Origin of the sequence: Microterricola viridarii, assembly GCF_001542775.1 — a bacterium.
GTDB classification, from domain to species: Bacteria; Actinomycetota; Actinomycetes; order Actinomycetales; family Microbacteriaceae; genus Microterricola; species Microterricola viridarii_A.
The window spans coordinates 1,114,010-1,127,601 of sequence record NZ_CP014145.1 but is presented as its reverse complement, the minus strand read 5'-3'; the positions used below and the strand labels follow the sequence as shown (position 1 = coordinate 1,127,601).

Below are 13,592 nucleotides of genomic sequence, written 5' to 3'. Positions count from 1 at the left end.
GGCGTTGACTCACGTCGTCTCGATCCCATCCCCTGAAGCTTGAAGGAGCAGTGTGGCCTCGAACCCGAAGCAGCAACGCGAAGCACGGGCACGCCTGCGTGCCTACCAGGCCCGTCAGACCGTGCACGAGCGGCGCACCGCCCGCCGCGTGCGCGACAACTGGCTCGCGGCCATCGGCCTCGTTGTCGTGCTGGTGCTCGCCGTCGGCGCCCAACTGCTGTTCTTCAACGGAGGGCCAGGCACGCCGGAGCCGAGCGCGACGAGCTCCGAGACCCCGACGCCCACGCCCAGCGCGTCGGCGGCTGCCGGCGAGAACATCGGCGATGTGCCGCCGGCATCCCTAGCCGAGGGCCGCACGTGGACGGGCACGCTCACACTCAACGACGTCAAGCTCGGCGTCGAACTGGACGGCGCCAAGGCCCCGCAGGGCGTCGCCTCCACCATCAGCCTGGCCGGGAGCGGCTTCTATGACGGGGTGAGCTGCCACCGTCTGACCGACGGCGGCTTCTACGTGCTGCAGTGCGGCGACCCTTCCGGCAACGGGACGGGCGGCCCCGGCTACAGCTACGGCCCGATCGAGAACGCGCCGGCAGACGACGTGTACCCGGAGGGCACCATCGCGATGGCGCGCAGCACCAACAACGGCTACAGCATGGGCAGCCAGTTCTTCATCGTCTACGGCGACACCACCATCGGCTCGGATTCCGCCGGCGGCTACACGGTGCTCGGCCGCGTCACCAGCGGCCTGGACGAGCTGAAGAAGCAGATCACCGACGCCGGAGTGCAGGGCGGCAAGTCGGACGGCGCGCCCGCCGTTCCGACAACGATCACAGGCTTCACACTCCAGTAGCGTCATCCGCGGCCCGAGTGGAATAGGCTGGGCCGGGTATGGCCGCACCATTTGGCGGCCCTGGCATTCAGCAAGGATGAGGCTCTTGGCTCAAGCAGATCAGCAACCGTGGGGGCGCGTCGACGAGACGGGCACCGTCTTCGTTCGCGAGGAATCCGGTGAGCGCGCGGTTGGTCAGTACCCCGACGGCACTCCAGAGGAAGCTCTGGCGTACTTCGAACGCAAATTCGTCGACCTCGCCGGGCAGGTGACACTCCTCGAGCAGCGCGCCAAGCGCGGTGCACCGGCGAGCGACATCGCCAAGGCGGTGGCATCGATCAGCGCCAACGTCGAGGGCGCCAACGCCGTCGGCGACCTGGCCGCGCTGAAGGCCCGGCTGGAGAAGCTGGGCGGCGCCGTCTCGGAGCTGACCGAGCAGCAGAGTGCAGAGACGAAGGCCGCCATCGACGCCGCCATCGCCGAGCGCACTCAGATCGTCGAAGAGGCAGAGAAGCTGGCCGCCGGCGACCCGGCCAAGACGCAGTGGAAGCAGGCAACCGCCTCGCTCGACGCGCTCTTCGCACGCTGGCAGGCGCACCAGCACGACGCACCGCGCCTGCCCAAGGCCGAGGCGAACGAGCTGTGGAAGCGATTCCGTGCCGCGCGCACCACGATCGAGCAGCACCGCAAGGCGTTCTTCGCCGAGCTGGACAGCGCTCACAAGGATGTCCGCAGCCGCAAGCAGGCCCTGATCGAGCAGGCGGAAGCCCTCGCCGGCAAGGGCCCGGACGGCATCCCCGCCTACCGCAAGCTGCTGGACGACTGGAAGCTCTCGGGCCGTGCGGGCAAGAAGCAGGATGACGCCCTCTGGGCGCGCTTCAAGGCCGCCGGCGACGTGCTCTACTCGGCCAAGTCCGAGGTCGACGCGATCGAGAACGAGGAGTACTCGGAGAACCTGGCTCTCAAGCAGGAGCTTCTCGCCGAGGCCGAGCCGATCCTGGCCGAGAACGACCGGGTCAAGGCCCGCGCCGCCCTCACCGGCATCCAGCGCCGCTGGGACGAGATCGGCCGTGTCCCGCGCGAGCAGGTCAAGGTCATCGAGGACCGTCTGCGCAAGATCGAGAACCACGTCCGCGTGCTCGACGAGGACCACTGGAAGCGCAACAACCCGGAGACGAAGGCACGCGCAGAGGGCCTGGCCGGCCAGCTCGAGGATTCCATCGCCAAGCTGGAGGCCACCGTCGCGGCGGCCACCGCATCCGGCGACGCCCAGGCAGCCAAGGCCGCGAGCGAAGAGCTCGAGACCAAGCGCGCCTGGCTGAAGGCCATCGGGGGCTAGTTCCCCGCCCGCCGGTGTTATGCACAGCATGACGGCGGCGGCGAATGCTCCACAGATTGCGGCGCGCCTCGTTTCGACGGGGCGCGCCGCTTCATTCTGGGGAGATGCACACCAGAACAGCCTCCCTCCTGCTCGGCCCGACGGAGCTCTCCGTCGCCGAGCTCAGCGCCGCGAGCCTGGACGGTGAGGTCTACCCGATCGCCGGGCGGTACTGCCCCGTCGACCTGCCGGTGTTCCCCTCGCTGCGCGCGGCGGGCCTGCTGGCCCTGCTGCCGGAACACGCCTTCGTGGAGCGACTGAGCGCGGCCTGGCTGCATGGCGCGCTCGAGCGCCAGCCCGTGCACACCCAGATCGCCGTGCCGGCCGGCGTGGCGGCGCGCTCACACCGCGGCCGCACACTCACCCTGCGTCAGGTCGCCGTCTCCCCCGCCGAGCTCACGCTGGTCGGCGGCTGCCCGGTGACCACGCCGGAGCGCACCCTGGTGGACGTGCTGCTCGATGGGGCGCTGGGCGACACGGAGGCCGTGGCCGTCGCGGCCGCCCTCGCCGCCGCAACAGCGGTCTCCCCCGCCGCCGCCCACGGGGCGCTGCGCTCACGACGGTCGGTTCCCAACCGGGCGCTGGCCGAGCGCCGGCTCAGCGACCTTACGGAGGCTAGCCGTCGCTGACGCGGTACACGTCGTAGACGGCGTCGATGCGCCGCACCGCGTTCAGCACGCGGTCCAGGTGCGTGGTGTCGCCCATCTCGAAGACGAAGCGGCTGAGCGCCAGCCGATCGCTGGAGGTGGAGACGTTGGCGGAGAGGATGTTCACGTGGTGCTCTGAGAGCACCCGGGTGACATCGGAGAGCAGGCCGGCACGATCCAACGCCTCGATCTGGATCTGCACGAGGAAAAGGCTCTTCGAGGTCGGCGCCCAGGCCACCTCGATCATGCGCTCAGGCTCATTCAGCAGCGACTGGACGTTGTGGCAGCTCGCCTGGTGCACGGATACACCGGAGCCGCGGGTGATGAAGCCGACGATCTCATCGCCGGGCACCGGAGTGCAGCAGCGGGCGAGCTTGACCAGGATGTCGGGCGCACCGCGCACCAGCACACCAGAGTCGCTGCTGCGCAGCTGTTGGGTGCGACCGCGCGTGGGCAGAGAGAGCTCTGGACCCTCCGTGTCGTCGACGGCCTGAACGGCGGCGACGACCTTCTCCAACACGGACTGGGTGGAGACGTGCCCCTCACCGACGGCCGCGTAGAGCGCGGAGACGTCGTTGTACTTCATCTGGGCCGCGACCTCGGCGAATGAGTCCTGGCTCATCAGCTTCTGCAGCGGCAGGTTCTGCTTGCGCATGGCGCGGGCGATGGCATCCCTGCCATGCTCGATCGCCTCGTCGCGGCGCTCCTTGGTGAACCACTGCCGAATCTTGTTGCGGGCGCGCGGGCTCTTGACGAAGTTCAGCCAGTCCTGGCTGGGGCCGGAATCCGGGTTCTTGGAGGTGAACACCTCGACGACGTCGCCCGTGTTGAGCTCGGTCTCCAGCGGCACCAGCCGGCCATTGACCTTGGAGCCCATGGTGCGGTGGCCGATCTCGGTGTGCACGGCATAGGCGAAGTCGACCGGGGTGGCGCCGGCAGGCAGGCCGATGACGCGCCCCTTGGGTGTGAAGACGTAGACCTCTTTGGCGCCGATCTCGTAGCGCAGCGAGTCGAGGAACTCGCCGGGGTCGGCCGTCTCGGCCTGCCAGTCCGAGATGTGCGCGAGCCAGGCCATGTCGGCGTCGCTCTGCAGGGCGGAGCTGCCGCCCTTGCCCGAGGCCATCTGCTCTTTGTACTTCCAGTGTGCGGCGACACCGAACTCGGCGCGCTGGTGCATCTCCTGAGTGCGGATCTGCAACTCGACCGCACGCCCCTCCGGACCGAGCACGGTGGTGTGCAGCGACTGGTAGAGGTTGAACTTGGGGGTGGCGATGTAGTCCTTGAACCGGCCGGGCAGCGGCGTCCACCTGGCGTGGATCGCACCGAGCACGGCGTAACAGTCGCGGACGGAGTTCACCAGGATCCGGATGCCGACGAGGTCGTAGATCTCGTCGAAGTCGCGGCCGCGCAGCACCATCTTCTGATAGATGGAGTAATACTGCTTGGGGCGGCCGACGACCTGGCCGCGGATCTTGGATGCGCGCAGGTCCTCGTTGACGGCGTCGATCACCGACTGCACGAATTCCTCGCGCTGGGGGGTGCGCTGGCGCACCAGGCTCTCGATCTCGGCGTAGAGCTTCGGGTAGAGCACGGCGAAGGAGAGGTCTTCCAGCTCCCACTTGATGGTCTGGATGCCGAGGCGGTGCGCCAACGGCGCGTAGATCTCGAGCGTCTCCGTCGCCTTGCGGGCGGCGGACTCGGCCGGCACGAAGCCCCAGGTGCGCGCATTGTGCAGGCGGTCGGCCAGTTTGATGATGAGCACGCGGATGTCTTTGGACATCGCGACGATCATCTTGCGCACGGTCTCGGCCTGCGTCGAGTCCCCGTACTTGACCTTGTCGAGCTTGGTCACCCCGTCGACGAGCATGGCGATCTCATCGCCGAAGTCGCCGCGCAGCTGCTCGAGCGTGTAGTCCGTGTCTTCGACCGTGTCGTGCAGCAGTGCCGCTGCGACCGTCTTGGAGCCGATGCCGAGGTCGGCCAGGATCTGGGCGACGGCGAGCGGATGCGTGATGTACGGCTCGCCGCTGCGACGCTTCTGGCCGCTGTGCGCCCGATCGGCGGCGTTGTACGCGCGCTCGATGACGCTCAGGTCCGCCTTCGGGTGGTGCATCCGGACCGTGCGCACCAAGGTGTCTACGGCACCGGCCGGCTGGGCCTTGGAGAAAATGCGGGGAACAAGACGACGCAGGGAGGCAGTGGATGATGTTGATTCGCTCATCTCAGTCCCTCCCTGCGTGTCACGCGCTTGGCCAGCCTACGCCGTGGCGGCGTCGGCGGTTGCCGCGGCGGCCTTCTCGCGGGCGGCAAGCACCTGCTTGTCGTGCTTCACGATCTCCTTCTCGCCCTCACGGAGCTGCGAGTAGAGGGGCGCCGCGAGGAACACGGTGGACCAGGTTCCGACCAGGATGCCGATGAACAGCGCGAGCGAGATGTCGCGCAGCGTGTCCGCGCCGAGCACGAAGGCTCCGAAGAACAGGATCGCGGCGACCGGGAGGGCGGCCACGACACTGGTGTTGATCGACCGGACCAGCGTCTGGTTGACGGCGAGGTTGGTCGACTCGGCGAAGGTGTGCTTGGACTTGACCGCGTCCTCTGTCGTGTTCTCGCGGATCTTGTCGAACACCACGACGGTGTCGTAGAGCGAGTAAGCCATGATCGTCAGGATTCCGATCACTGCAGCTGGCGTCATCTCGAAGCCCGTGGCGGCGTAGATGCCCACGGTGACGATGAGGTCGACCAGCAGAGCACCGATGGCGGCCAGCGACATCTTCCAGGTGCGGAAGTAGAGCGCCATGCCGATCGCGGCCAGCACGAGCAGGATGATGAGGCCCTGGACTGTCTGCCTCGTGATGTCAGCGCCCCACACCGGGCCGATGAACGAGGAAGCGACCTCGGTCTCCGGCACGTTGTAGGCCACGGCCAATGCGGCAGCGACCTCGTGGGTCTGCTCCTGGGTCAGCTGGTCGGTCTGCACGCGCACACCGGTGCTGCCAACGGTCGTCACGTAGGCGACGGCGTCCGGCACCACCGAGGCGACGGCAGCAGTGCCCGGCTCCTGGGTGGCGTTCTCGACGCTGGTCACAACGAACTGCGACCCGCCGGTGAACTCGATGCCGAAGTTGAAGCCACCCTTGACGATCGGGATGACAATGGCGGCGAGCACCAGCACGCCGACGATGATGTACCACCGGTTGCGGTTGCCGACGAAGTTGAAGGAGCGCTTGCCGGTGTAGAGGTCGTTGCCGAAGGTAGCCATGCGGTTGGCCATCAGGATTCCTTGCCTTCCGTGGTCTTGGTGTCGTCGCCGGTGGAGCCACCGTGGCTCGCGGCGTCGAGCTCGGCAGCCTTGCGCTCTGCGATGGTCTGGCGCTTTTCGGCCTCGCGGGAGCTGGAGGCGGCCTTCTTCGCGTCAATCGCTGCCGAGGGCTTGCGGAACTCTGCGCGTCCCCGATAGATGGCGCCGAGCGCCTGCGGGTCGAGCCCGCTGGCGGGGTGGCCGCTCGAGAAGAACTTGGTGCGCGAGAGCAGCTGCAACATCGGGTGGGTGAACAGGATCACGATGATCACGTCGATGATGGTGGTCACACCGAGGGTGAACGCGAATCCACGCACACTGCCGATCGCCACGAGGAACAGCACGATGGCGGCGAGCAGGTTGGTGGCCTTGGACGCGAAGATCGTTCGCACGGCGCGCTTCCAACCGGCCTCGACGGCGGAGGTGAGGATGCGCCCCTCACGGAGCTCATCTCGCACACGTTCGAAGTAGACGATGAACGAGTCCGCTGTGAAACCGATGGCGACGATGAGACCGGCGACACCGGCCAGGGAGAGGCGGTAGCCCTCCCGCCACGACAGGATCGTGATCACGATGTAGGTCATGACACCCGCCACGACGAGCGAGGCGATGGTGACCATGCCGAGCAGGCGGTATTGGAACAGCGTGTAGATGACGACAAGCAGCAGACCGAGCAGACCGGCAATGATTCCGGCCTCCAGCTGCGAACTGCCGAGCGTCGCGGAGATGGTCTCAGAGCTCTGCACGGTGAAGCTGATCGGCAGGGCGCCGAACTTGAGCTGGTCGGCGAGGGCCTTGGCGCTGGCCTCCGTGAAGTTTCCGGAGATCGACGGGCGTCCGTCGGTGATGACACCGTTCATGGCGGGGGCAGAGAGCACCTGGCCGTCGAGCACGAACGCGAACTGGTCGAGCGGGGGCGTGGCCTTCAGGCCGAACAGGCGGGTGCTGACCGCGGCGAAGTCCTTGGTGCCCTGGTTGTCGAAGATGAGGTTGATGACCCAGCGACCGGTGGTGGCACCCGACTGGGTGGTCTCCATGCCAGCCGAGGCATCGCTGATGTTGGCGCCCTGCACCTCGACCGGGCCGAGGATGTACTTGACGGTGCCGGTCGTGTCGCAGGTGATCAGCGGCTTGTCGGCCGGCGCGGCGTTGGCCGATTCGGCCTGCGTCGACGCGCAGTCGAAGTTCTCGTACTCGGCCTGCAGCGCGGGGGTGACCCAGTTGAGGTCGCTGCCGTTGCTCGGCGCGACGCTCGGGGTGGCTTCCAGAGAGGGCGCCGGCGTCGGCGCCGGGGTCTCGGTGCCACCGACACCCTGGGTGGTGGGTGCTCCCGCAACCAGCACTGGTCGCAGTTCGAGCTTGGAGGAAGACTGGATGCGGTTGCGCGTCTCATCGTCAAGCTCGCCGGGGATGGCGACGACGATGTTCTGGCCGCTTTGGGTGTTGATCTCGGCCTCGGAGACACCCGAGGCGTTCACGCGCTGGCGGATGATCGTCACGGCCTGGTCAAGCTGCTCCTGCGAGACGGTCTGGCCGCTCTCCAGCTTGGGCGCGAGAATAATCTGCGTTCCGCCCTCGAGGTCGAGTGCGAGCTTGGGCGTCCACGATCCACCGCCCCACATCACGCCTGCTGCGTTGATGGCAAAAAGGCCAACAATGATGACGGCGAGCCAGGAGAGACTGCGCCAGGCTTTCTTGACCGGGGTCGACTTTGCCACCGCGGAACTCAGCTTTCTACGATCGTGCCCACGCCATCATTGGCGTGGGCACGGAAAAGGGACTATTTAGTCGTTCGACTTCTTGTCGGCGGAACCGTCGACATCACCGGAGTCCGTGGTGGCGTCTTCGATGCGCTCACCGAACTCGGGTGCGGCCTCGTCGATGGCGCTGTCGGCAGCATCAACGGTTTCAGCGGTCTCAACCGGCGTCACGACGCGGGCGATGGTCTGACGGTGCAGAGCCAGAACGGTGCCGGGAGTGGTCTCCAGCAGCACCTCGTTCTCCTCATCGTCGATCGAGAGGATCGTTCCGAACACACCGGAGTTGGTCATGACCTTGGCACCGGGAACGACCTGGGTCTGCAGCTGAGCTGCATCCTTCTGGCGCTTGCGGCTGTTGCGGAACATGAAGAAGATGAGCACCGCGAGAACGGCGAGCATGATCATTGTCAACGGATCCATAAAGTTGGAAGACCTTCCGATATGCGGCTGGACAACCGCCTCAGTCGAGTACGGCACTTGGTGAGCCAGCTTGAATTATAGGTCATCTAGCATGGAGCCAGCCGCAGCGGGGCGCAGTCCGAAGTGTTGCCAGGCAGCCGGGGTGGCCACGCGTCCTCGAGGGGTGCGGGTGATGAGTCCGATGCGGACCAGAAATGGCTCGACGACGGCCTCGATCGTCTCGGCCTCCTCCCCCACAGACACGGCGAGGGTGTTGAGCCCGACGGGCCCGCCGTCGAAGCGGGTGAGGATGATCTGCATGACGGCCCGGTCGAGGCGGTCCAGGCCCAGCTCGTCGACGTCGTAGAGCTCGAGCGCGGCCCGCACGGCGTGCACGTCGGCGATGGCCGTTCCGGTCGAGTAGACCAGCGCGTAGTCACGCACACGGCGCAGCAGCCGGTTCGCGATGCGCGGTGTGCCGCGGCAGCGTCCGGCGATCTCGGCGATCGCCGCCTTGTCAATGTCGAGGCCGAGCAGCACCGCCGCTCTGCTCAACACCTGCTCCAGCTCGTCGTCGGCGTAGAACTCCAGGTGCGCGGTGAAACCGAAGCGGTCGCGCAGCGGGTTCGGCAGCAGGCCGGCCCGAGTGGTGGCGCCGACCAGGGTGAACGGCGCCAGTTCGAGCGGAACCGAGGTCGCACCGGCGCCCTTGCCCACCATGATGTCGATGCGGAAATCCTCCATCGCCAGGTAGAGCATCTCCTCGGCGGAGCGCGCCATCCTGTGGATCTCATCGATGAAGAGCACCTCGCCGGGCACGAGCGAGCTGAGCACGGCGGCCAGATCGCCCGCGTGCTGGATGGCCGGTCCGCTGGCCATGCGCAGCGGTCGGTTTCCCTCCTGCGCGACGATCATGGCCAGAGTGGTCTTGCCGAGGCCGGGCGGCCCCGCGAAGAGGATGTGGTCGGGGGTGCGGCCCTGCATTGTTGCGGCGGTGAGCAGCAACTGGAGCTGCCCGCGCACCTTCACCTGACCGACGAACTCGGCCAGGGAGGCCGGGCGGAGGGCGCCTTCGAAAGCGAGCTCAGTTTCTGACTCCAGTTCGGGGGTCAGCAGCTCTGCGGGCGTGTCGTCGTGCTTCACGCGCGTCCGCCGATCGTGTGCTGGGCCGGTCCGAGGCGGCCGAGCGCGAGGCGCAGCAGCACCGCCACGGAGCCCTTGTCGGCGTCACCGGCCTCGGCCAGCGTCAGCTCGACGACGGGTGCGGCGACCTTCTCCGACCAGCCGAGGCCGACCAGTGCGGCGAGCACGCTCTCGCCGACGGCAGTCGGGACGACACTCGTCGGGCCGGGGGCGCTGGCCGCAGTCACGGCGAGTTTGCCGGTGAGCGAGAGCACGATGAGCTTGGCCGTCTTGGGTCCGATGCCGCTGACCTTGCGGAAGGCCGCGTCGTCGTCTTCTGCCACGGCTCGGGCAACCTGGTCCGGGCTGAGCACGGCGAGCACACCGAGTCCCGACTTCGGCCCGACGCCGGTGACGCCGGTGAGGAGCTCGAACACGGCCAGCTCGTCTGCGCTGTCGAAGCCGTACAGGGTCAGGGCGTCCTCACGCACGACGAGCGTGGTCTGCAGGCGCAGCTCCTGCCCGATGCGGGCGGCGAGGGCGGTTGCCGGGGTGACGTTGACGGCGAGGCCGACTCCCCCGACCTCGATGATGACGGTTGCCCCGAGGGCAGAGAGCACGGGGCCACGAACGGAAGAGATCACCGCTTCAGACTACGGGGCACTGCCGACATGCGGCTGCCGGCCTCGGCGGCGCGCCACGCCTTCTGGGCGGGGGTGAGCCCGCCCGCCAGTGAATCGGGGCTTCCGGGCAACCGGGCAGCGGGCAGCGTGCCGCCGCTGACACCAGTGCGCCAGGCGTGGCAGATCGCGATGGCGAGGGCGTCGGCGGCATCCGCTGGCTTGGGCGGCTCCGCGAGTTTCAGGATGCGCGCCACCATCGCGCCCACCTGGGCCTTGTCGGCCGAGCCGTAGCCGGTGATCGAGGCCTTAACCTCGCTGGGCGTGTGCATGCCGACGGCGAGGCCTCGCTGCGCGGAGAGGAAGAGTGCGACGCCGCTGATCTGCGCGACGCCCATCACCGTGCTCACGTTGTTTTGGGCGAAGACGCGCTCGATCGCGACTGCCTGCGGCTTGTGCCTGTCGAGCAGCTCGGTCAGACCGGTCGCGATGGTGAGCAGCCGCTTCTCGATGGTGTCATCCGGTGAAGACCGGATGACCGTCACATCGACGAGCGTGGCTGTGCGGTTGGGCTCGACATCGACAACGCCGACACCACAACGGGTCAGGCCGGGGTCGATGCCGAGCACGCGCACGGCCACGGTGTTACTGAGCCTCGAGCTCTGCCTGGACCTCTGGGCTGAGGTCGAAGTTGGTGTAGATGTTCTGCACGTCGTCGAGGTCTTCGAGTGCGTCGATCAGGCGGAACACCTTGGTCGCGGTCTCGGCGTCGATCTCGATCTTCAGCGTCGGCACGAACGCCGAGTCGGCGGAGTCGTAGTCGATTCCGGCCTCCTGCAGCGCCACGCGGGCGGCAACCATGTCGCTCGGGTCGGTCACGATCTCGAACGTGTCGCCCTCGTCGGTGACCTCTTCCGCACCGGCGTCGAGCACGGCGTCGAGGATGGTGTCCTCGGTGAGCCCGTCGGTCTTGGAGACGACGATGAGGCCCTTGCGGTGGAAGTTGTATGCAACGCTGCCGGGGTCACCCATGGTTCCGCCGTTGCGGCTGACCGCGGTGCGCACCTCGGCGGCTGCGCGGTTCTTGTTGTCGGTGAGGCACTCGATCAGCATCGCGACGCCGTTGGGGCCGTAGCCCTCGTACATGATGGTGGTGTACTCGACCGACTCACCGCTGAGGCCGGCGCCGCGCTTGACGGCGCGGTCGATGTTGTCGTTGGGAACCGAGGTCTTCTTGGCCTTCTGGATGGCGTCGACGAGGGTCGGGTTGCCCGACAGGTCTGCGCCGCCCATTTTGGCGGCAACCTCAATGTTCTTGATCAGCTTCGCGAAGGCCTTGGCACGGCGCGAATCCGTGATGGCCTTCTTGTGCTTGGTCGTTGCCCATTTGGAATGCCCGGACATGAGTCTCCTGTTGTGCTCGCGGCTGTTGATACAGACTAAATCTGCTTCAACAGTCTAGAACAGTGGCGGGCTACGCGAGTTTCTGCAGGGTGCGCAGGTTGCGATTGGTGGTGCTGCTGCGGAACCGAGCCTTGGCGGCGAGCTTGCTGAACGGGCTGTCGCTGCCGACGGCTCGTCGGCAGTGCCAGTAGAGCACCCCGTCGCCGGCGACGACGCTCTCGTCGGCGGGGTCGAGACCGGGCGCTGCCTCGAGCAGCTCGGCAAGCGAGCTCGGCGAGGAGCTGAACATGACGTAGGGATGCCAACCGTCGCGGGCGGCGTCGAACGGGAAGCCGTCGATCACCTGGCGCACACGATCAAGCGTCTCGAGCACTATCCAGGCGTCGTAGCCGAACCGTTCGCCGAGGGCCTGCTCGATTCGGGCCTTGAGCGCGGCCTGCGCCGCGTCATCCGGACCATCCATGTCGAAGACGACGTTGCCGCTGGCCAGCACGGTGCGCACGTTATCGGCGCCGAGCGCGCGGAACAACTCGGCGAGATCAGCGGGCTTGATGGTGACGCCGCCGACGTTGACCCCGCGAAGCAGGGCGACACAGCGAGTCATTCCGGGGGTGGTCATGCAGCGAGTGTACGGGCCCGCACCTTGCTCAGGAAATACTCGTGGAACCGGTGCTCGCCTGTGATTTCGGGGTGGAAGCTGGTGCCCAGCAGGTTGCCCTGTTCGACGGCGACAACGCGGCCGTCGTCCAGCGTTGCCAGGGCGGTCGCGCGCGGGCCGACGGATTCCACGACGGGGCCGCGGATGAAGACGGCGTGCACCGGGTCGGTGCCGAGCGCCGGGATGTCGAGGTCGGTCTCGAACGACTGGGTCTGCGACCCGAAGGCGTTGCGGCGCACGACGACGTCGAGGCCGCCGAGGCTCTGCTGGCCGACAATCACGTCGAGCACGGTGTCGGCGAGCATGATCAGGCCGGCGCAGGTGCCGTAGACGGGCAAACCGCCGCGGATGGCGGCGCGCAGGGGCTCGGCCAGGCCGAAGGTGCGCGCGAGTTTGTCCATGACACTGGACTCGCCGCCCGGGATCACGAGGCCGTCAACGGCCTCGAGCTCTACCGGGCGGCGGACGAGTGTGACGTTCGCCCCCAGGGTGCGCAGCACATCTGCATGCTCACGGAAATCACCCTGGAGGGCCAGAACGCCAACATTCATTTCTGTGTTGTTACCAGCCGCGCTCGGAGAGGCGGTGCGGTGCGGCGAGGTCGGACACGTTGATGCCGACCATGGCCTCACCGAGACCGCGCGACACCTCTGCGATGACCGAGGGGTCGTCGTAGAAGGTGACGGCCTTGACGACGGCCGCTGCGCGCTGCGCCGGGTTGCCCGACTTGAAGATGCCGGAGCCGACGAACACGCCGTCTGCACCGAGCTGCATCATCATTGCCGCGTCGGCTGGCGTTGCAACGCCACCGGCGGTGAACAGCACGACGGGAAGCTTGCCGGTCTCGGCGATCTCGGCGACGAGAGCGTACGGAGCCTGCAGCTCCTTGGCTGCAACGTAGAGCTCGTCCTTGCTGAGGGCAGCCAGGGCGCGGATCTCGCCGTTGATCTTGCGGATGTGCTTGGTCGCCTCGGAGACGTCGCCGGTGCCGGCCTCGCCCTTGGAACGGATCATCGCGGCACCCTCGTTGATGCGGCGCAGCGCCTCACCCAGGTTGGTCGCTCCGCAGACGAAGGGAACGTTGAAGCCCCACTTGTCGATGTGGTTCACGTAGTCGGCGGGGCTCAGCACCTCGGACTCGTCGATGTAGTCGACCTCGAGTGCCTGCAGGACCTGGGCCTCGACGAAGTGGCCGATGCGGGCCTTCGCCATCACGGGGATGGAGACCTCGGCCTGGATGGCCTCGATCAGGTCGGGGTCGCTCATCCGGGCGACGCCGCCCTGGGAACGAATGTCGGCGGGAACGCGCTCGAGGGCCATGACGGCGACAGCGCCGGCATCCTCAGCGATACGGGCCTGCTCTGCGGTGACGACGTCCATGATGACGCCGCCCTTGAGCATCTCGGCGAGGCCACGCTTGACGCGGCTGGAGCCGAACTGCTCGGTAGAAGTGCTCTCAGTCATGCTGTTGATCCTA

General features: G+C 67.3%; 14 protein-coding genes. 3 read left to right on the top strand and 11 right to left on the bottom strand.

Annotated features, from left to right (window positions below; genetic code table 11):
* Positions 1 to 52: 52 nt before the first annotated feature.
* From AWU67_RS05145 to AWU67_RS05135, 3 genes are all read left to right on the top strand, one after another.
* The gene (locus AWU67_RS05145) at positions 53 to 850 is read left to right on the top strand and encodes a peptidylprolyl isomerase (protein ID WP_067227032.1); all 798 of its coding nucleotides are present in this window, start codon (positions 53 to 55) and stop codon (positions 848 to 850) included.
* 85 nt (positions 851 to 935) lie between these two features.
* On the top strand, positions 936 to 2,168 hold the full coding sequence (locus AWU67_RS05140; protein WP_067227031.1) for a DUF349 domain-containing protein: 1,233 nt from the start codon (positions 936 to 938) through the stop codon (positions 2,166 to 2,168).
* Positions 2,169 to 2,272: 104 nt separating this feature from the next.
* Entirely contained in the window at positions 2,273 to 2,836 is a 564-nt protein-coding gene (locus tag AWU67_RS05135; RefSeq protein WP_067227030.1) for a type IV toxin-antitoxin system AbiEi family antitoxin, read from the top strand.
* Here the strand turns inward: AWU67_RS05135 and AWU67_RS05130 are convergent.
* The 11 genes from AWU67_RS05130 to pdxS form a co-directional block, all read right to left on the bottom strand.
* Positions 2,823 to 5,075, bottom strand: coding sequence for a RelA/SpoT family protein (locus AWU67_RS05130; protein WP_067227029.1), 2,253 nt, complete (start codon positions 5,073 to 5,075; stop codon positions 2,823 to 2,825). The two genes, AWU67_RS05135 and AWU67_RS05130, sit on opposite strands and share 14 nt — an antisense overlap.
* 36 nt (positions 5,076 to 5,111) lie before the next feature.
* Complete coding sequence (gene secF / locus AWU67_RS05125) at positions 5,112 to 6,125, bottom strand: protein translocase subunit SecF (protein WP_067227028.1); 1,014 nt, start codon at positions 6,123 to 6,125, stop codon at positions 5,112 to 5,114.
* Entirely contained in the window at positions 6,125 to 7,870 is a 1,746-nt protein-coding gene (gene secD / locus AWU67_RS05120; RefSeq protein WP_067227027.1) for a protein translocase subunit SecD, read from the bottom strand. Before secD ends, secF begins: the two co-directional genes overlap by 1 nt.
* 66 nt (positions 7,871 to 7,936) lie before the next feature.
* On the bottom strand, positions 7,937 to 8,311 hold the full coding sequence (yajC, locus tag AWU67_RS05115) for a preprotein translocase subunit YajC (RefSeq protein WP_234407366.1): 375 nt from the start codon (positions 8,309 to 8,311) through the stop codon (positions 7,937 to 7,939).
* Between the two features lie 96 nt (positions 8,312 to 8,407).
* Entirely contained in the window at positions 8,408 to 9,454 is a 1,047-nt protein-coding gene (gene ruvB, locus AWU67_RS05110) for a Holliday junction branch migration DNA helicase RuvB (protein WP_082716787.1), read from the bottom strand.
* Positions 9,451 to 10,077 (bottom strand): Holliday junction branch migration protein RuvA, encoded by a 627-nt coding sequence (ruvA, locus tag AWU67_RS05105; protein ID WP_067227026.1) that lies wholly within the window; start codon positions 10,075 to 10,077, stop codon positions 9,451 to 9,453. The genes ruvB and ruvA overlap by 4 nt, the downstream gene beginning before the upstream one ends.
* Positions 10,074 to 10,688, bottom strand: coding sequence for a crossover junction endodeoxyribonuclease RuvC (ruvC, locus tag AWU67_RS05100; protein ID WP_199922386.1), 615 nt, complete (start codon positions 10,686 to 10,688; stop codon positions 10,074 to 10,076). The genes ruvA and ruvC overlap by 4 nt, the downstream gene beginning before the upstream one ends.
* 10 nt (positions 10,689 to 10,698) lie before the next feature.
* A complete protein-coding gene (locus AWU67_RS05095) occupies positions 10,699 to 11,457 on the bottom strand; it encodes a YebC/PmpR family DNA-binding transcriptional regulator (protein WP_067227024.1) in 759 nt (252 codons plus the stop codon).
* A 70-nt stretch (positions 11,458 to 11,527) separates the two neighbouring features.
* Entirely contained in the window at positions 11,528 to 12,076 is a 549-nt protein-coding gene (locus tag AWU67_RS05090) for a DUF1697 domain-containing protein (protein ID WP_234407365.1), read from the bottom strand.
* Entirely contained in the window at positions 12,073 to 12,666 is a 594-nt protein-coding gene (gene pdxT, locus AWU67_RS05085; RefSeq protein ID WP_067227023.1) for a pyridoxal 5'-phosphate synthase glutaminase subunit PdxT, read from the bottom strand. The genes AWU67_RS05090 and pdxT overlap by 4 nt, the downstream gene beginning before the upstream one ends.
* Before the next feature lie 10 nt (positions 12,667 to 12,676).
* Complete coding sequence (gene pdxS, locus AWU67_RS05080; RefSeq protein WP_067227022.1) at positions 12,677 to 13,579, bottom strand: pyridoxal 5'-phosphate synthase lyase subunit PdxS; 903 nt, start codon at positions 13,577 to 13,579, stop codon at positions 12,677 to 12,679.
* Between the last annotated feature and the right edge of the window lie 13 nt (positions 13,580 to 13,592).

What these genes read in the sequence shown, in the direction of transcription:
- AWU67_RS05135 (WP_067227030.1), top strand. Translation starts at nt 2,273, where the DNA reads ATGCACACCAGAACAGCCTCCCTCCTGCTCGGCCCGACGGAGCTCTCC.
- AWU67_RS05130 (WP_067227029.1), bottom strand. Translation starts at nt 5,075, where the DNA reads ATGAGCGAATCAACATCATCCACTGCCTCCCTGCGTCGTCTTGTTCCC.
- pdxS (WP_067227022.1), bottom strand. Translation starts at nt 13,579, where the DNA reads ATGACTGAGAGCACTTCTACCGAGCAGTTCGGCTCCAGCCGCGTCAAG.
- yajC (WP_234407366.1), bottom strand. Translation starts at nt 8,311, where the DNA reads ATGCTCGCCGTTCTCGCGGTGCTCATCTTCTTCATGTTCCGCAACAGC.
- pdxT (WP_067227023.1), bottom strand. Translation starts at nt 12,666, where the DNA reads ATGAATGTTGGCGTTCTGGCCCTCCAGGGTGATTTCCGTGAGCATGCA.
- AWU67_RS05095 (WP_067227024.1), bottom strand. Translation starts at nt 11,457, where the DNA reads ATGTCCGGGCATTCCAAATGGGCAACGACCAAGCACAAGAAGGCCATC.
- secF (WP_067227028.1), bottom strand. Translation starts at nt 6,125, where the DNA reads ATGGCCAACCGCATGGCTACCTTCGGCAACGACCTCTACACCGGCAAG.
- AWU67_RS05090 (WP_234407365.1), bottom strand. Translation starts at nt 12,076, where the DNA reads ATGACCACCCCCGGAATGACTCGCTGTGTCGCCCTGCTTCGCGGGGTC.